This is a genomic window from Bradyrhizobium sp. USDA 4486 (assembly GCF_054057995.1).
Genome location: NZ_JBSRZV010000001.1, coordinates 3,025,459 through 3,043,125, shown reverse-complemented (window position 1 = coordinate 3,043,125; position 17,667 = coordinate 3,025,459). Strand labels below are relative to the sequence as shown.

Here is a 17,667-nt window from a genome sequence, read left to right as displayed (position 1 = left end):
CGGAAGCGGAAGCGGCATCCGGCTATCGGCTACGATCGGCCATCTTACGTTCGCGAGTGTGTATCGACAACAGTCTCGTGTGCAGCCCTTCGAGAATATGGGCCGCGAAGATGCCCGTGCTCAGCAGTGCCAGAAAGGCTATCAACATCTTGATAAAGCCTTTACCTGATCAGCTTTCAGCCGCACGAGGGGACGACCGCGATCGCAGTTCGCGCCGTGTGGCAGCTGGAGGCTTGTGCCGTCCTGCGCTCGTTTTTGGCTTCGGTCGGATAGCTGTGTGATCCGGGGCCGAGCACCTCGACGGTCGCTGTGGCCCCCGCAACGAGTTCGTTTCGCTCAGGGCCGTCCAGCACGATCCGGACCGGGATGCGTTGCGCCAATCGGACCCAGTTGAAGGTCGGGTTGACGTTGGCAAGCAGCGTCGAGCCGTTGCTGCGATCGCGGTCTTCAATACCGGCTGCAACGCTCTCTACCTTGCCGGGCAACGCGCGGCTGCTTCCCATCAGTTGCACGTTGACGGGATCGCCGACGTGGATGCGCCGCAGCTTGGTTTCCTCGAAGTAGCCCTCGACGTGCAGCGTGTCGCTGTCGAGCAGCGCCATTACGCCCTTTCCGGGGGTGAGGTAGACGCCCGGCCGCAGTTCATTGTTGCTGACAATGCCGCTGACCGAGGCCCGCACCTCGCTGCGATCGATGTTGAGCTTCGCGAGAGCAACGTCCGCGACGGCCTGGTCATAGGCCGCCTGGGCCGAGCCCTGGATGGCGACGACCTGGTCCATGCGCTGCGTGGAAACCACGACGCCGGGCGTCAGCGCACTGTAGCGCTTCAGATCGGCATTGGCGTTGTCGAGCGTGGCGCGCTTGCCTTCCTGTACCGCCTCTGCCTGCTTGAGCGCGATCTCATAGCGCGCCCGGTCGATCCGGAAGAGCACGTCGCCCTTTTGTACTTGCTGATTGTCCCGGACCAGAACCTCGCTCACGAAGCCGGAAACATCGGGAGCCACCGGCACCACGTCGGCTCGCACGTGACCGTCACGGGTCCAGGGCGCATCAAAATAATAGTCCCACAGCTTGTAGCCCGCCCAAAGCGCGACCAGCACGATGAGACCGGTCAGTGCGAAAGGACGCAGCGAATCCACGACGGTTTTCATGACACCAACTCCTTGGAGGCGAGGCGAGGAACGGGCGTGACGCCGTCGGAGGTTTCACGATTCCGGTGGCGTCTGGCGGCTTCGAAGTCGTGCATGCCGATCTGCCATTGCAGGCCGACAATTGTCCCCTTTACGGGCTCCAGGAGAAAGAGAGCCGAAAGCCCGGTGACGGGGAGCCAGATCAGCAGTTGAAGCCAGGCCGGAGGTGAATAGGCTATCTCGACGGCAAGAAGTCCTGGCACGACAAGGTGGCCAATGATGGCGATCACGAGATAGGCCGGAAGGTCGTCGGCGCGTTGCGGCGTGTAATCTTCACCGCAAACCGCGCAATTATCGACCACCTTGAGAAAGGAGCCGAACAGGCGGCCTTGTCCGCAGTTCGGGCACTTCATCCTGAACCCGCGCCATAGAGCCTTTTTGAGGGACACGGGTGCTGTCATGTGAGTAACTCCGCTGAGCCTAAGACGAGGCCGGTGAGCAGGCAGATGAAAAGCGCGAAATCGAACAATGCGGGATGCCAGATCCATCGATAGAGGCCGATACGCGCGATCTGCTTGCTGACGAGGCGCTCAAGCGCGTATGCAACCACGCTCCAGAGCAGGAGCGTCGGAACGAGCACGCCAAAAAGGTCAAGTTGATATTTCATGCGGCGATCGTCCCAGGTTCGATTTGCTGCGGCTGATAGGTCGGTGACTCCGGAAAGAGCCCGGAACGAACGCCGGTGAGACCGACCAGCACATGATCGCGGGCTTCGCTCGTGGGTTCCTGCAACGTCAATGCGATGGTGCCGTCGAGCTGTCCCACCAGATCGTCGGCGAGTGGCCCCGCAGTGTGGATCCGGCAAATCGGGGCAAGACGAGCAAAGAACGCTTCGGTGGCCGCTCTTGCGCAGCGTGACAGCGCCAGGCTCGAGCGCCTCACGCCGAGAATGTTGAGCGCCGTCCGAAGCTGACGAAGATTGGCGGCGCCGCTCCTTGCGTCGGCGGGGACGACGGCGATACGCGCAGCAAGCAGGGCGAGGCGATGCTGCATCAGGCTGGCAAGCGCGAAGGGGTCCTGATCCGAGGTGCGCTCGGCGACTGATGCAAGCGTGGTCCAATTGCTTTGTAGCAATCGCTTCGCGATCCAGTCGGCTCCGGCCATGCGAACGATGCCGCAGGTCACGCCGGTCAGCGCCACACCCAGCATCAGCGCAACGCTGGAGTTGGCATAGGCGATAAAATCGGCCGAATAGGTCTCGGTCAACGCTAGTTGCACCGAGAGGTAGATGGCAAGTATGGAGCCGATACGCGCGGTCGCGGGCCGGGCAGCCATCCAGCCGAACAGCACGAAGGGCGGCATCAATGCGGCGATTAGCACCTCGAGAGTCGTAATCCGCGGCAACACGCCAAACAGGTAGATGCCATGGACGGCGATCACGACGAGGAATAATCCATAGAAATTGCGGAACGCCGGCAGCGGATCGTCCGCGCCCGCCAGAAAGCTGCCGACGACAGCTGCGAAAAGCGGTGCGGCAACCCCGTCCGACCAGCCGGTCGCAATCGAGAAGCAACTGCAGCACAGCACCGCAATAGCTACGGACCCGGCCGCCAGGAGCGCAGACCAGTAGTCGCGATGCGGCACGGCAACAGCCGCTGCGCCATGAGAGAAGACGAGAGAAAGCGACTCGGAATCGCGCCCCCCGGAGATGGCCTCGCGCAGAAGCTGGCAATCCTGCATGACATCGACGAGGTTGCGCAGCCGTACAATGAGGCCAGAAATCGCGATCTCGATCCAGCCGGCGTCCACGCTCAGCACCGGTCGTGCTTCATCAAGCGCTGCGCGCAACGCATCGGCTTCCTGTCTATCGCGGCCTCCCGCTTCAAGCCATGCCGCTATTCTTGCGCACATAGAGGAAACGCGCGCAGCCGCATCGTCATGCGGACCGAGAGGCAGCTTGCGATCTTCGATCGATCCGAGCAGCGGCAGCAGCGACAGCATGCGCTGCAGGAGCAATTGCAGCCCTCGCCCGATATTTGTGGACGTGGTCGCCTCAAAGCCGAGATGACGCCCAAGCTGGTCGATTTCGGAGGCTGCGGCGGCGAGACGTAGGCGTTCGCTATCGCGCTGCTGATCGCTGCGGCGGCCCGTTAGGACGTCTGCGGCGAGCCGGCGCGCGCCGGTCAGCCATGCATCGGTTTGCACGGTGACGGCGGACGCCACGCTGCGTGGCAGCACGAGCATCGCGACAACGCTCGCGCAGACGATCCCGAGCATAATCTCTTGCACGCGGGAAACCACGATGTCGAAGGCCGACTGCGGCGCCGAGACGATGGGAAATCCGAGCAGCGCGACGGTGTAGCCGGCCAGCATGAAGACGTAGCTGCGCGGCGTGCCGTCGATCAGCGAAAGATACAAGCAGATGCCGACCCACAGGGCGATGCAGAGGCTGAGCAGCTCCGGCGCATTGACGAGGTTCGGAACCAGCACGATGGTGCCTGCCGCACCGATCAGCGTGCCCAAAATGCGGTAGACGGCCTTGGAGGTGGTCGCTCCCGTGAACAGGTTCGAGGTGATGTAGACTGACGCCATGGCCCAATAGGGACGCGGCATGTCCAGCAGCAGCGCGATCGAAAACGCCAGCATCGCCGCTGCGAAAGTCCGCAGCGCGAAGATGATGGCGGCATGTCGGTCCCGAAATGAGGCAGCTTGGGTCATGGCGTCGGCGAACCGTTGCGTCAGCAGTGAGCGGAATTTCTATGTGCGTCGCATGGCTTCGCGTCAGCCAGCGAAGCTGCTGCAAATACGTTCGAAACGCATTCCTGCAGTGCTGGGCGTTCCGCTCCCCAGTCAGCAGGAGTCGCCGACGTCCGGATGACGCCGATGACGTCCGGTTTCAGAAACGCGACGAACATCACGAGGCACAGGATTTTGCCAGCGAACACGGCGAGGCACAGAGCGTCTTTCATGTCGGTTCTCGATCATTAGATCTTGGCTGCACTCGTCATACGTGTTCTGGGCGGCTGCGGCTTTGCACGGATTGCCGATGCATTCTCATTTCTTGCTGTCGGAGCAGCGGTCGTAACGTCTGCCACTGCCGCGAACGCAACGCGTGGGCTGCGCCGCGAGGTCTGGGAAAAGACTTCAGGGACGAGGTCCGGCGCGAGGCCAGACTCAGCAAGGTGGGTCACTGGCGCGTGAGCGGTGTCGAACACCACCCGCTCCGGCCATTTTTGGTCCGAAGTGATGCGCAGGTTGGCCCGTTCGCTCGGAGCGACCGCGGAATGCGAATTTGCAGGAGGCGTGGGGAGCAGCCAATCGGCCGCGAACAGCAACACGAGGAGGGCGCCTCCCATCCACACGAAGTATTGACGTATCGGCATGGCAAGCGGTCTCTCAGTGACTGACGACGGCGAAGATAGTCGTGCGACGGCCCGCGGGCTCTGCATCGCGTGCTGCCGTCTTGTCAATTGTTGCTGCGGGCTGGCCCGCAAACGATATGCAGGCTCAGGCAAAAACCGAAAGCGACTTCCTGACGTCCGTCAGAGAGGATTTGGATGCTTGTGATCCCGCCGTTTGACGATAGTGACCTGGCGCCTGCCCGGTCGCCTGCTTGAAGGCTCGCGTGAAATTGGCTTGGCTGGAAAAGTTGAGCGTCAACGCGATGTCCAACAAGGGCCGATCGCCACGTATTAACAGGGCTTTCGCCCGCTCCAGGCGCTTGGCACTGACGTAGCGATGGGGAGATTCTCCGACGGCTTGTCGAAAGGCTCGCGCAAAATGGTATCTGCTTAGACACGCGATCCCAGCCATGCATTCAAGGCTGAGGTCACCCTCCAGGTTCGCATCAATGTAGTCCAGCACACGAAGGAGTCTGCGCTGATCGAGCCCATGCTGAGCAGGACGAGGAAAAAGTTGAGTGCGCGATGCGCTGGCTCGCTTTTGAAGCAACCTCGCCGCCAGACTGGATGCGAGGGATTCGACGAACAGACTGCCAGCTGAAGTTTCAATCTTTAGCTCGGAGGCGACTGCAAATCCGATCTCGGCCAGCAGCGGATCTTCGAAAGACGTTTCGTAGTTTAGCGCGTGGATTGCCGAATCATCGGTCGGGTTGTCGAAATTGCTCGACGAGAAGTGGCTTAGCGGAAGATAGATGTGCATGAATTCCGGCAGATCTTCAGTGAAGTCAACGGCACCCTCCTGCAAGCCGGGAGGAGAGAGCCAAACCGTACCTCGCTCGGCGACTATCTGACTTTCGATGCCCGGCGCGCGCCGCGTGAGAGTCGTTTGATTGCTACGGATGGCGACGCAAATCCGGATATCGGATGGTGGGGTCCTCCAGGGGCCAACGCCTCTTCTAGCAGTGCACAATTCGGCCGACAGGCCGGACCAGCCCCGATCCGCCGAAGACAGCAGCAGCTTGCCCGGACAGTCCCGATCCCAAACGCCACGGTGCGGCCACTGCTCATAGCAGCCTGCGGCGGCCGGCTGATCTGATTGCATCTCCATGTGGCGCTCCAGGATCGCATTCATCATTATTGCGAAGCTAACTTGGCACAGCCGGCGCAATTTGCTCGTTATCGGTTGTTAGAGGCTGTTAGTGTTTGCGAGTCCCACACCAACCCGCGGCAACAGCCGGTTCACATGAGGTAGCCGGAAACTCCATCCCATAACAATTTCAGTGCCGTCACGACCAATAATCCGTAGCAGACCCGATAGATCTGGCGCTGGTCCAAGCTTCCGTGAAGCCGCCAACCCGCCCACACGCCAGCGGGAATGGCGAGCAGGCAAATCGCCATCAACGTCCAGACGTTTCCCGTCGGCTTCACTAGCAAGAGCCACGGGACGGCCTTGGTCGCGTTGCCGACAGTGAAGAACAGACTGGTCGTTCCTGCGTAGACCTCCTTGCTGAGGCCGAGGGGCAACAGATACATTGCGAGCGGCGGTCCGCCCGAATGCGCGACCATGGTCGTCACGCCGGAGGCGAGGCCGGCCGTGATGGCCTTCGGCGTCGAACGCGGACGCGTTATCACCTCCGCGCCTGCAGCAAGCCACAGTGCCACGAAGATCAAGGTGGTCGCGGCCATCGCGATCGCGATGGCGCGGTGGTCAAGAAAGCGGAACAACAGATAGCCCAGTCCGATCCCGGTCACGAGACCCGGCACCAGCAGCAGAAGATCTTGCTTCGACCAGGTCGAAGGCTTCCAGTAGCGAAGGGCGAACAAGTCCATCGCGATGAACAACGGCGCGAGCAGGCCGCCGGCAGTGACCGGATCCATCACGAGCGACAATAGCGGAATGCCCACAATCGAAAAACCGCCGCCGAACGCGCCCTTCATGAAGCAGATCGGGAACACGCCGGCAAAGGTGACCAGGATCGTGGCGACGGTCAGCTCCATGGCGGCGACTTCAGGGTTGGAGCGCGCCGGTGCTCGCGCGAAATCGCTACCGCCGCGGCGGTCACCATCTCTTCGTCCGCTTGAGCAGAGATGGCAGCAGGCAGGATGATCGTCGAGACGCAGGCATTTTGGTCTCCAATGGTCCGAGCTATGATCACAATGCTCCGAGCAGCGAACATTCATGGCTGGCGCGGTCGTACGCCCGTGAAACGGCTTTGAATGCTGGCCTCTCGATATGAGCTTCCCGGGTTGCCAGAATGATCCGAGACATTACTCGGTGCAATCAAAACATTGCACCGAGTACAATGTGGAGAGTTTCGCCGATCCGTCGCTGGATGTCCGAACAGGAACGACTGGTCGGCTGCGCAATGCGGGCCACACTCAGTCATCCGCCGAATTTGGAATCATCCACGCTGCAACCGTCTCCCAGCTGCCGTCGCTCGACCTGCGCTGATATGTGACGAAGTCGGCGTCGTCGCTGTACTGGATTTCGTACCGATAGGATTCGAGATGCCTTGTCATTGAACTCTCCTGTGTTGAAGGCCGCGCTTCTCGCGTCATCGCCCAAACACATCGATTGGAGAGCCCAGCTCAGAAAGGGCCATAGGTGGAAAGGGTCCTTCCAGGCAGCGGAAGGCTCGCTCGAATGGCCATCCGGATCACCCTAGGGCGATGCCGTCTTCCGCAGTAGGGGGTGATATGGCAAAATCGGAAAGTATCCTCCCGAATTATGGAAGGGATTCGATGGATCGCCTGGAAGCGATGTCGACCTTTCTGACCGTGGTCGAGCAGGGCAGCTTGTCCGCGGCGGCGCGGCGGTTGAAAACGCCACTCACAACAGTCAGTCGCAACGTATCCGAGCTCGAGGCTCACCTGCGGACCAAGCTCTTCAATCGATCGAGCCGGCAGCTGGTGCTGACGGATGCAGGCACGTCCTACGTTGCGGCTTGCAAACGCATCCTCACAGATGTGCTCGAAGCGGAGCGTACGGCGTCCGGCGAGTATACCACGCCGACAGGCGAGCTGGCGGTAACCACCCCATTGGGCCTTGGGCGCATCATTCTGATGCCGATCATTGCGGACTTCCTCAAGACCTACCCGGACATCAAGGTGAGGATGATCCCCACCGATCAGAAGCTGAGCCTTGCCCAGGAGCAAATCGATGTCGCGGTGCGCATCGGCGAATTGCCGGACTCGAGCCTGGTCGCGCTACGGCTCGGCAGGACGCGCCGGGTGGTGTGCGCCAGTCCCGCCTATCTGGCGGCGCGCGGAACGCCGCGTACGCCTGAAGATTTGGCCGGACATGATTGCATCAGCTATCCGGGCTTTTCGCCACCCGATGTCTGGACATTCGTCAGAGGCAAGGCGACCATAGCCGCGCCGGTGCGTACGCGGCTCACCGTCGGCAGCGCCGAAGCGGCTTGTACGGCAGCTCGCGCTGGCGTGGGAATTTCCATCGCTTTTGCTTACCAACTCGAAGCTGGTCCGGAAGCGGGAGCCTTGACAACCGTGCTGGATGAATTCCAGCCACCGTCAATGCCGGTCAATCTGGTCTATACCGCCGACCGGTTTCTGCCGATCAAGGTCAGAGCGTTCTTGGACTTTGCGGCACCGCGGCTGAAGCGAGTTTTCGCCGAGTAGACCCAGCCGGTGCTCACTTCGCTGTCGAGCTTCCAAAATCCGGAAGGATGACTCCCGGTTTCCCCGCCTGTTGTCCAGCGCCTTTCGCCCCACCTCCCAGTCATGACCCGCCGGAACCGGCGTTACCAACTGGAGGCGAATATGGGTGAAGTCATCCAATTTATCCCGAAGGCCGAGCGCGAGCGGCTCCGCCTGATACGAGAAGCGCGCGCGATCTACGACAGCGTCTTCCCGCCGACCGATCCGGCCAACGGGCAGCCCGACAGCACACCGATTGTCATCAACGGAACCTGGATTCATCGGGGCGGCGAGCCGTTGTCGTGATCAACGATTCGCGGTGCTCGATCGTCAACCATTAGGAGAAATCGTCATGTCCATCCGCAACACGCTTTTCGCCGCTGCATTCGGTATCGCCTCCCTGACGGCCGCCCAGGCAGAGGGGCTGCGTCCAATCGAGGCCAAGAGCATCGACCTCGGCGCGATATCAGGGGTCGCCTACTACACTGTCGAGCGCGACGGATTCCACGTGGTGGCCACCATGGCGCAGGGCGAGACAGGAACACCGATCCGCGTCGTATCTGTTCTTACACCTGGTCAGCGTGTGCTTCTCTCGACACCGCAACCGGCGGGCGTGATCGAGATCAGCCGGCAAGGGGACAGCGTGCTCGTTCGCAAACCGAACACTGCCTCGAACTGAACTTCGACTCTTGCGGCTGCCAATCCATGAATGACCTTACAGCAGTAGCAGTCTCAAAAAAGAAAAGTGAGACAGGAGAATACCATCGACACCATTTCACGTCGTCATGTTCTGGCCGCCAGTGCCGGAGGTCTCTTGACGGCATCCTCACTTGGGAATGCGAAAGCAGGGCCTTCACAGTTCAAGCCGGGAGACGGGGGTTTTGCACGACACGCGATCGAATTGCCTCCGGGCGATAAAGTCGCTTACCACGATCCCAAGGACGTAGCGGCTCTCCCCGATTTCCGCTTCTCGCTCGACGGCAGCGTCCCGAAGGTGACCTCGGGCGGCTGGGCGAAAGAGGCCACCGTCCACCAGTTCTCTATCAGCAAGGGAATTGCCGGCGTGCACATGTTTCTCGAGCCGGGTGCATCGCGCGAGCTGCACTGGCGCGCCATTGCAGCCGAATGGGCGTTCGTCATCGACGGCCGCTGCCAAACCGTGGTTCTCGATCCGTCAGGAGCGAGCGAGATAAACAACTATGGCCCAGGCGACCTCTGGTATTTCCCGAAAGGCCACGGTCACTCGATCCAGACCATCGGCGACAAGCCGTGTCATTTCATCCTGTCGTTCGATAACGGCGCCTTTTCCGAGCACGGCACATTCTCGATCACGGACTGGATCGACGTGACGCCCAAGGATCTGCTGGCTCTTAATTTCGGCGTGTCGAAGGACGTATTCGACGCCTTCCCCAAGGGCGAGACTTACATTCAGGCGGGGCCGGTGCTGCCCGCCTCGGAAGCTCTCGATGCGCCCTGGCCTAGAGACTCCACACACAAGTTCAGCCTGCTGCACGATAATCGGGCGGTGCGGGACTTCGATGGCGGCACGTTCCGACTCGCCACCGTCGATGAGTGGCCCGTGTCGAAAACCATGTCGGGGGGCGTGATGGTCATCAAGCCAGGCGCCGTGAAGAAGCTGCATTGGAATGTGAACGCTAACGAATGGCATTATTATCTGCGAGGCAAAGCGCAAGTGGCGCTTTTCGGTTCCGGCGGACGTGGCAGGGTCGCCGAGTTCACGCCGGGAGATGTTGCTTACATTCCGCAGGGTTTCGGACACGCGATCAAGAACGTCGGCGATGACGACCTTGAGATCGTGCAAACCTGGGACAATGGCAAGTTCGAAGAGATCGACCTCAGCAGATGGGTGCAATCCAGTCCGCGTTACCTGTTGGGTAACAACTTTGCCGGGTGCCCGAGACAACGATTACCAAGCTAAAGCAGGCATAGTGCAAGCGGTCAGATTGGTGAATGCGGGCAGGGCCGTGCTTGTCGCTAGGGAATGAAAAGAGGAAGTTTCACATGTCCACCATCCATCTTCATCGGAGGACCACGGCGACGTCCGAACAGTACGTCGCCGGCCTGACCGATTTCGGGCCCGGCCGCTCGAGATTGTTTGGCAACAGCGCCGATGCCTATCTCAAGGTGCATCACCGAGGCGACTCCTTTGCGGATATCACGGAGGGCTCGGGCGGGATCTGGGAGCGCCTGCACTATGACTGGTCTGATCCTGAGCGCGTCGTCCTCACGACAACCGACTCCAACGTGTGGGGTGGTGCCTCAGGTCACACCTACACCTTTAGGCGTAAATCCGACGGTACGACCGACATTGATGTGGTCGTGATACGCGACGGCAAAAACCTGATGGGGCGGCTGCTCGGCTTTGTGCTCGGGACCATCGGCAGGGGTGTTCTGGAGAAGGCGTTTGAAAACTCCGTCAAGGCCATCGAAGCCCGGAACGGCAGGGCTGGAGGGCCAGGTCCAGACATTTCCGACCTCGTCGCCTAATCAGTTGGATAGCACTCCCGATGCCTCTAGCACTCCCGATGCCTCGTTGCCGGCGCATGGTAGGATGTTGCCCAGAGTTCTGGCTGAGAGATCAGCCCAACGGCCTGCTCCGGAAGAGGCAATGGCGAAACGGCCGAAGAAAACTGCGCCACCGTGACGAAATCAGCGGCGCGCGCCCCGCTCGAAGCCGTGCTCGCTTGGCCGAGAAGTCGAACTTGCTCTCATCGATCAGCTTCTCGGCCGGATCCATGACGGCGGAGCTATTTTCTTTATCAGCGGGGCACCGGGGATTGGAAAATCAGCGCTGCTGGAGGAGGCCAAAGACAGGCCGTGAACTGGACATGGGTCGGGTTGCTGCTGCGACACCGCGCGGTTGCAGCAGAGTGATTGGCAAGTCGCGTTGAAACAACGTTTTCAAAGATGCGAATGACCAAACATAATGGGCGCACAATGACGAACCTTTTCACATCCGCCGTGGCCGCAAGTTGCCTGGCCGCCGTCGTCTCGGTCGCACAGGCCCGCTCGGCGTACGACGCGTCTTGGGAGCCTTCTCTTCGTGACGCAAAGCGGCTCGAGCGAGCTGACCTACAATTTCTCCGTCAACCGGCGTCGTCACGCACTCCAACTTGCTTACGTTCAAGGGCCATTTGGCGCGCTCCGGCACCGTCCGCGCCTCGGTGAGCGTTCCGGACAAATATGCGTCCGGCTCAGGTCAGCTCTCGAGCAATTCCGGTCGCGGGACATGGAGCGGCTACTCGGGAGGCGCGCGTTGTTCGGGGTATTGGTCTGCCCAGCGAAACTGACAAGTCTCTTCCCGATTGCTGGTTCGCCCGAGGCAATGCTGATGTTTCGGCCGGCCGCTGCTGAGCCGCGTCAGTGGTGAACGGTACTCCCGATTATCGTGCGGCTGCGCCGGTGCGTGTGAGTTTCCGCGCGCCGGGGCCCGGATGGACGTGAACCGCCTTCGCCGTCAGCGGCTCGCCGCACTCGGAACAGACCATGACGGGATCAAACAACTTGTGGCAGTTCTTGTGTTCGTGCAGCAGCGGCCGTCCGCGGGAGTCGACCATGTGGACGTTGCCCCAATGCACGATTGACATGATGATCGGATAGAGGTCGAGACCTTTCTGCGTCAGGATATATTCGTAGCGCTTGGGCGCCTCCTGATAGGGAATCTTGCGCAGCACGCCGAAGCGCACCAGCTTCTTCAGCCGGTCGGCCAGCAGGTGCCGGGTCACGCCAAGCGAGGACTGGAATTCGTCGAACCTGCGGATGCGGAGAAAACATTCGCGCAGAATGAGCAGACTCCAGCGATCACCGATGACGGCTACGGTGCGAGCCAGCGAGCAAGGCTCCTCCTCAAGGGCATCCCATTTCATCAACGTCTCCGACGAATCTCTAGCGTTCAGAAAAATAAATTCTAAATTAGAACTCGCAGAATTTCAATGGGATGAGGCGATTTCTAGCCCTTTTACGTCGATTGGATGATGACGATCATATTGACAGTTCTAAAATAGAACTTTTACACTCGCTTGAGGATCAATTGGGCGGCGAACAATCGCTGCCGTCGAAGGGAAGGGCGTTCCATGGCAGCTCCGCTCAAGGTCGAGTTTCACTTCGATTTCGGCAGTCCCAACGCCTACCTCGCCGAGCTGGCGCTGCCCGGCATCGAGCAGCGAACCGGCGTCAAATTCAACTACGTGCCGGTGCTGCTCGGCGGCGTTTACAAGGCGACCGGCAATTTATCGCCTGCCGAGTCTCTACGCGGGATCAAGAACAAGCCGGAATACAATGCGCTCGAGACCGAGCGTTTCCTGCGCCGTCACAACATCACCAAGTTCAGGATGAATCCGTTCTTTCCGGTCAACACGCTCGCGCTGATGCGCGGCGCCGTCGCGGCCGAGTTCGAGGGAATGTTCGAGCCCTACTTCCGCGCGGCGTATCATCACATGTGGGTCGAGCCCAAGAAGATGGACGACACACAGGTCTTTCGCGAAGCGTTCCTGTCATGGGGGCTGGATATCGATCGCATCACGGCCCGCGCCCAGCAGGACGACGTCAAGAAAAGGTTGATCGAGAACACCAGCAGCGCCGTGGCGCGCGGTACGTTCGGCTCGCCGACGTTCTTCGTCGGCGACGAGATCTACTTTGGCAAGGACAGTCTGCGCGAAGTCGAGGACGAAATCCTCGCGCAATCAACCGCGCAGAAGAAGAGCGCCTGACGGCGCGGAGGCATCAGAAAGAACTGAGCCCGCAAAGGGCCTTTCAACGGGAGGTGTCATTGGCGGACTGGCAGCAGACTGCAACCGAGATTTTGAACACGTTGCCGCAGCGTATCCATGAGGTGATGGACCCATACGTTGTCGCCACCCCGGACCGGGTTGCGTTGATCGAAGACAACGTCAAACTGAGCTATCGGGAGTTAGGCCGGCAAGTTGGAGCCACGGCGGACGCGCTCCGCGCGCTGGGCATCCGGCCCGGTGATCGCATGATGATCATCAGCGAGAATTCGATCGCGCTCGCTTGCCTGCTGTTCGCCGCAAGCCGCCTCGACGCCTGGGCGATCGTCGCCAACCCTCGGCTGTCACCGCGTGAGCTCGAGCAGATCAGGGATCATAGCGGCGCCCGGCGCATGTTCTTTACGGCAAAGGTCTCCGAGGAAGCAGCCGCGCACGCGACGCGTTACGACGCTCCGGTGCAGGATGTCGGGCCGCTGCACGGCATCGGAGTGTCTGCCCTGAACCAGGACACGCAGGCCGAGCCGGTCGAGGCCGACGGCACACGCCAGGTGGCGGTGCTCATCTATACGTCCGGTACGACCGGTACGCCGAAGGGCGTCATGCTCACGCATCGGAACCTGCTGTTCTCGGCCAGGACCACAGCCAACCTGCGTAGTATGACGGCGGACGACGTGCAGTACTGCGTACTGCCGATCTCGCATATCGTCGGCATCTCGCTGCTGACGATGACACTAATGGTCGGTGGCGTCACCCGGCTGGTCACCAAGTACAACCCCGCTGCGCTTGCCAAGGCGCTGGCCGAGGAAGGCATCACGCTCCTGAACGGCGTGCCCGCCACCTACCAGCGGCTGCTGGAATACAAGCAGATGGCAGGCCTGCCGAAGCTGGAGCGCGGGGCGCTGCGTCTGATGAGCGTCGCGGGCGCACCGCTCGACCTCGAGCTCAAGGCAAGGGTCGAGAAGGAGCTCGGTCTACCTCTTGGCAACGCTTTTGGCATCACCGAATGTTCGCCCGGCATTTCGGGCGTGCGGCCCGAGGCGCCGCGCAGCGACAATTCGGTTGGCACTCTGGTGCCGGGTATCGAGGCTCGAATCGTGGCCCGCGATGGCACAATCGTGACCAACGGCGATATCGGCGAACTGCACGTCCGCGGGCCGAACGTTATGCGCGGTTATTACCGCGCGCCCGACCTCACGGCGAAAGCGATCGATCCGGAGGGCTGGTTCAACACCGGTGACCTCGCGCGCTTCGAGGGTGATGCGCTGTTCATCGTTGGCCGCACCAAGGAGATGATCATTCGCTCCGGCTTCAACGTCTATCCGGCTGAGATCGAAGCGGTGCTGAGCACCCATCCCGACGTGGTGCAATGCGCGGTGGTCGGTCGGCCGGTCCCTGGCAATGAAGAGATCGTGGCCTTCGTGCAGCTGCTCAAGGGCTCCTCTACCACCGCACAGGATGTGATGGCGCATGTCACGCCGGAGCTCACCTCCTACAAGCGGCCGTCCGAGATCATCCTCATGGACGCGCTGCCGGCTACGTCGACCGGCAAGCTGCTGAAACACAAGCTGGCGGAATCGCTGCGCAACTAAAGCAGGCGAGATCGCCTCAACGTCTCACAAGTCTGGAGAAGTCACATGCAGAAGAGAAACAGGACGGTTGCGGTGATCGGCGCCGGTGACTTCATTGGCGGCGAGATCGCCAAGAAATTCGCCTCTGAAGGCTTCACGGTGTTTGCAGGCCGCCGCAATGGCGACAAGCTCGCGCCGCTCGTCAAGGACATCGAGGCAGCGGGCGGCGAAATCCAGGCCCGCTCGCTCGATGCGCGCAAGGAGGATGAGATCATCTCCTTCCTGAACGACGCCGACAAGCACGCGCCGCTAGAGGTCTGCATCTTCAACATCGGTGCCAACGTCAACTTCCCGATTCTCGAGACCACCGAGCGGGTGTTCAGGAAGGTCTGGGAAATGGCCTGCTATTCCGGGTTCCTTGCGGGGCGCGAGGCTGCGAGACTGATGCTGGCGCGCGGGGCTGGCAATATCTTCTTCACTGGCGCGACCGCGAGCCTGCGCGGCGGTTCCGGCTATGCCGCCTTCGCCAGCGCAAAGTTCGGCCTGCGAGCGGTCGCGCAGGCGATGGCCCGTGAACTCGGCCCGAAGAACATCCATGTCGCGCATCTCATCATCGACTCCGGCGTCGATACCGAATGGGTGCGGCAGCGCCGGCTCGAAGCGCTCGGCCCCAATGCGCTCGATAATCCGGACCTGTTGATGCCGCCCGCATCGGTGGCGGCATCCTATTGGCAGCTCTACCAGCAGCCCAAGAGTGCCTGGACGTTCGAGCTCGAGATCCGTCCCTTCGGCGAGAAGTGGTAGGAAGGGCGTTCCATGGAGCTCGCGCTATCTCCGGACGACGCGGCGTTTCGCGACGAAGTCCGCGCCTTCATCAAGGACAATTATCCGGCTGACATGCGCGTTCCTAATCCGGAGACCGACCTTACCAAGGAGCAGATGCTGTTGTGGCATCGCATTCTGCACAAGAAGGGCTGGATCGCGCCGCTCTGGCCCAAGGAGTATGGCGGGCCCGGCTGGTCCATCACCCGCCGCTTCATCTTCGAACAGGAGACCACGCGCGCTGGCACCATGCCGCCTTTGGCGTTCAGCGTCACCATGGTTGGTCCCGTGATCTACACTTTTGGCAACGAGGCCCAGAAGAAGAAATTTCTGCCGCGCATCCTCTCAGGCGAGGATTGGTGGTGCCAGGGTTATTCCGAGCCGGGCTCGGGCTCGGATCTTGCCACAGTTCGCACCAAGGCGGTGCGCGACGGCGCCCATTACATCGTCAACGGGCACAAGACCTGGACCACGCTGGCGCAGCACGCCGACTGGATCTTCTGCTTGGTGCGGACCGATCCCGCCGCAAAGCCGCAATCGGGCATCTCCTTCCTGCTGATCGACATGAAGTCGCCGGGCGTCACCGTGCGTCCGATCATCACCATCGACGGCTCGCACGAGGTCAATGACGTCTTCCTCGAGAACGTCCGCGTGCCCGTCGGCAACCTGATCGGCGAGGAGAACGAGGGCTGGACCTATGCCAAATTCCTGCTCGGCAATGAGCGCACCAGCATGGCCGGCATCGGCCGCTCGACACGCTATATCGCGAAGCTGAAGAAGATCGTGAAGGCCGAGATCCCCGCAGACGATCCAGCACATATGGAATTTGTCCGGGACATCGCCCGCATCGAGCTCGATGTGCTGGCCCTGGAGGCAACCGAGCTGCGCGTCGTCGCGCAAATGGCCCGCGGGATCGATCCGGGGCCGGCGGCCTCGCTGTTCAAGATCCGCGGTACCGAGATCTTCCAGAACATTACCGAGCTGACGCATCGCGCGATCAGCAATTACGGGCTGGCGATCCGCGAGCATCCGGTGAGCTCCAATCAGTTCATGCCGGGGCCGGACTACGGTCACACTGCTTCTGAGAAATATTTGAACTCGCGCAAGCTCTCGATCTACGGCGGATCCAACGAGATCCAGCGCAACATCATCGCCAAGGCTGTGCTCGGTCTCTAGCGAACGGCGGCACGGGAGGTAACGGATGGACATCCAGTTCACGGAGGAGCAGGAGCTGCTCCGATCCAGCGTCCAGCGACTGCTGCGCGACCAGTATGGTTTCGATGCGCGCCGCAAGATCCTCGCGAGCGACGAGGGCTATAGCCGCGAGCAGTGGCAGGCCTTCGCGGAGCAGGGGTTGCTCGGCGCGCCATTCTCTGAGGAGGTCGGCGGCCTCGGCGGCGGTCCGCTGTCGACCATGATCATCATGCAGGAGTTCGGCCGTCACCTAGTGGTCGAGCCCTTCGTCGAGACGGTGGTGCTTGCTGGCGGCCTGCTCGAACGTATCGGCTCCGCCGAACAGAAAGAGGGATTCGTTCCGGAGATCGTCGCCGGCACCAAAATCTGGGCGCTGGCCTGGACCGAGAAAGGCTCGCGCTTCGATCTCGCCAACGTCACCACGACGGCGCAGCGAGAGGGGAAGGGCTACGTGCTGACCGGCGCGAAGACCGCGGTCATTGCGGCCCCATGGGCCGACTATCTGATCGTCTCCGCCCGTACTTCCGGTCAGCGGCGAGACCGCCTCGGCGTCAGCCTGTTCGTGGTCGATCGTCGCGCTGCCAACCTCGATCTGCAAAGCTTCAAGACCATCGACGGCCGTCGCGCTGCGGAGATCAGCCTGCGAGGCGTTGCCGGTCAGTTGCTGGGCGAGGAGGGCGAGGGCATGGCCGCGCTGGAAGCCTCTCGCGACCGCGCCATCGGCGCACTCTGTGCCGAGGCCGTCGGTACGATGACTGAGCTGAATTCCGCGACGCTGGACTATTCCAAGACGCGCAAGCAGTTCGGCACGACGATCGGCTCGTTCCAGGTGCTGCAGCATCGGATGGTCGACATGTTCATCGCGCATCAGGAGGCGCTCTCGTTGATGCAGCATCTCACGCTCAGCCTCGACGCAGGCGAGGCTGGCATCTCGCGGCTCGCGTCTGGTGCCAAGTCCAAGATCGGCTACGCCGGCAAGTTCATCGCTGACCAGGCCGTGCAGCTGCACGGCGGCATGGGCATGACCGACGAGTTGAACGTCGGGCATTATTTCAAACGGATATCCTCCATCAACATCCAGTTTGGCGATCCCGCCTACCACGTGCTGCGTTATGCGCAGCTCGATGCGGCGGCCTGAGACAGAGAG

Annotated in this window: 19 protein-coding genes and 1 pseudogene; 12 read left to right on the top strand and 8 right to left on the bottom strand. The window is 61.3% G+C overall.

Features of this window, described 5'->3' with window-relative positions; all coding sequences use genetic code 11:
• Nucleotides 1-176: 176 nt before the first annotated feature.
• From ACVWY3_RS15040 to ACVWY3_RS15025, 4 genes are read right to left on the bottom strand one after another with little or no spacing between them, the layout of a single operon-like run.
• Nucleotides 177-1,151 (bottom strand): efflux RND transporter periplasmic adaptor subunit, encoded by a 975-nt coding sequence (locus ACVWY3_RS15040; RefSeq protein WP_456839141.1) that lies wholly within the window; start codon nt 1,149-1,151, stop codon nt 177-179.
• A complete protein-coding gene (locus ACVWY3_RS15035) occupies nt 1,148-1,591 on the bottom strand; it encodes a DUF983 domain-containing protein (protein ID WP_456839140.1) in 444 nt (147 codons plus the stop codon). Before ACVWY3_RS15035 ends, ACVWY3_RS15040 begins: the two co-directional genes overlap by 4 nt.
• On the bottom strand, nt 1,588-1,797 hold the full coding sequence (locus ACVWY3_RS15030) for a DUF1656 domain-containing protein (protein WP_456839139.1): 210 nt from the start codon (nt 1,795-1,797) through the stop codon (nt 1,588-1,590). Before ACVWY3_RS15030 ends, ACVWY3_RS15035 begins: the two co-directional genes overlap by 4 nt.
• Entirely contained in the window at nt 1,794-3,848 is a 2,055-nt protein-coding gene (locus ACVWY3_RS15025; RefSeq protein ID WP_456839138.1) for an FUSC family protein, read from the bottom strand. The genes ACVWY3_RS15030 and ACVWY3_RS15025 overlap by 4 nt, the downstream gene beginning before the upstream one ends.
• Between ACVWY3_RS15025 and ACVWY3_RS15020 the strand changes: the two genes are divergently transcribed.
• On the top strand, nt 3,742-4,008 hold the full coding sequence (locus ACVWY3_RS15020) for a hypothetical protein (RefSeq protein ID WP_456843579.1): 267 nt from the start codon (nt 3,742-3,744) through the stop codon (nt 4,006-4,008). The genes ACVWY3_RS15025 and ACVWY3_RS15020 overlap by 107 nt on opposite strands.
• Before the next feature lie 629 nt (nt 4,009-4,637).
• Here ACVWY3_RS15020 and ACVWY3_RS15015 read toward each other — a convergent pair.
• The 3 genes from ACVWY3_RS15015 to ACVWY3_RS15005 form a co-directional block, all read right to left on the bottom strand.
• Nucleotides 4,638-5,639, bottom strand: coding sequence for a helix-turn-helix domain-containing protein (locus ACVWY3_RS15015; RefSeq protein WP_456839137.1), 1,002 nt, complete (start codon nt 5,637-5,639; stop codon nt 4,638-4,640).
• A 131-nt stretch (nt 5,640-5,770) separates the two neighbouring features.
• The gene (locus ACVWY3_RS15010) at nt 5,771-6,529 is read right to left on the bottom strand and encodes a sulfite exporter TauE/SafE family protein (RefSeq protein ID WP_456839136.1); all 759 of its coding nucleotides are present in this window, start codon (nt 6,527-6,529) and stop codon (nt 5,771-5,773) included.
• 381 nt (nt 6,530-6,910) lie between these two features.
• Nucleotides 6,911-7,051: a hypothetical protein gene (locus ACVWY3_RS15005; RefSeq protein ID WP_456839135.1), complete on the bottom strand. Its 141-nt coding sequence runs from the start codon at nt 7,049-7,051 to the stop codon at nt 6,911-6,913.
• A gap of 222 nt (nt 7,052-7,273) precedes the next feature.
• Here ACVWY3_RS15005 and ACVWY3_RS15000 point away from each other — a divergent pair, with 222 nt between their 5' ends.
• From ACVWY3_RS15000 to ACVWY3_RS14975, 6 genes and pseudogenes are all read left to right on the top strand, one after another.
• Nucleotides 7,274-8,170: a LysR family transcriptional regulator gene (locus ACVWY3_RS15000; RefSeq protein WP_456839134.1), complete on the top strand. Its 897-nt coding sequence runs from the start codon at nt 7,274-7,276 to the stop codon at nt 8,168-8,170.
• A gap of 141 nt (nt 8,171-8,311) precedes the next feature.
• A complete protein-coding gene (locus tag ACVWY3_RS14995; RefSeq protein ID WP_456839133.1) occupies nt 8,312-8,494 on the top strand; it encodes a hypothetical protein in 183 nt (60 codons plus the stop codon).
• Between the two features lie 46 nt (nt 8,495-8,540).
• The gene (locus tag ACVWY3_RS14990; RefSeq protein ID WP_456839132.1) at nt 8,541-8,867 is read left to right on the top strand and encodes a hypothetical protein; all 327 of its coding nucleotides are present in this window, start codon (nt 8,541-8,543) and stop codon (nt 8,865-8,867) included.
• Nucleotides 8,868-8,933: 66 nt separating this feature from the next.
• Nucleotides 8,934-10,127 carry a cupin domain-containing protein gene (locus tag ACVWY3_RS14985; protein ID WP_456839131.1) on the top strand — a complete coding sequence of 398 codons (1,194 nt, stop codon included), beginning with the start codon at nt 8,934-8,936 and terminating at the stop codon, nt 10,125-10,127.
• An 83-nt stretch (nt 10,128-10,210) separates the two neighbouring features.
• Entirely contained in the window at nt 10,211-10,696 is a 486-nt protein-coding gene (locus ACVWY3_RS14980; RefSeq protein ID WP_456839130.1) for a hypothetical protein, read from the top strand.
• Nucleotides 10,697-10,904: 208 nt separating this feature from the next.
• Nucleotides 10,905-11,030 (top strand): annotated as a pseudogene (locus ACVWY3_RS14975) (hypothetical protein); the annotation flags it as partial.
• A 562-nt stretch (nt 11,031-11,592) separates the two neighbouring features.
• Here ACVWY3_RS14975 and ACVWY3_RS14970 read toward each other — a convergent pair.
• Nucleotides 11,593-12,075 (bottom strand): winged helix-turn-helix transcriptional regulator, encoded by a 483-nt coding sequence (locus ACVWY3_RS14970; RefSeq protein ID WP_456839129.1) that lies wholly within the window; start codon nt 12,073-12,075, stop codon nt 11,593-11,595.
• Between the two features lie 207 nt (nt 12,076-12,282).
• Between ACVWY3_RS14970 and ACVWY3_RS14965 the strand changes: the two genes are divergently transcribed.
• The 5 genes from ACVWY3_RS14965 to ACVWY3_RS14945 are packed head-to-tail and all read left to right on the top strand — an operon-like array spanning nt 12,283 to nt 17,658.
• Nucleotides 12,283-12,918: a DsbA family protein gene (locus tag ACVWY3_RS14965; protein WP_456839128.1), complete on the top strand. Its 636-nt coding sequence runs from the start codon at nt 12,283-12,285 to the stop codon at nt 12,916-12,918.
• A 59-nt stretch (nt 12,919-12,977) separates the two neighbouring features.
• Entirely contained in the window at nt 12,978-14,525 is a 1,548-nt protein-coding gene (locus ACVWY3_RS14960; protein ID WP_456839127.1) for a class I adenylate-forming enzyme family protein, read from the top strand.
• Between the two features lie 45 nt (nt 14,526-14,570).
• Nucleotides 14,571-15,308, top strand: coding sequence for an SDR family oxidoreductase (locus tag ACVWY3_RS14955; protein WP_456839126.1), 738 nt, complete (start codon nt 14,571-14,573; stop codon nt 15,306-15,308).
• Nucleotides 15,309-15,320: 12 nt separating this feature from the next.
• Complete coding sequence (locus tag ACVWY3_RS14950) at nt 15,321-16,502, top strand: acyl-CoA dehydrogenase family protein (RefSeq protein ID WP_456839125.1); 1,182 nt, start codon at nt 15,321-15,323, stop codon at nt 16,500-16,502.
• Between the two features lie 25 nt (nt 16,503-16,527).
• Nucleotides 16,528-17,658 carry an acyl-CoA dehydrogenase family protein gene (locus tag ACVWY3_RS14945; protein WP_456839124.1) on the top strand — a complete coding sequence of 377 codons (1,131 nt, stop codon included), beginning with the start codon at nt 16,528-16,530 and terminating at the stop codon, nt 17,656-17,658.
• Nucleotides 17,659-17,667 lie beyond the last annotated feature (9 nt).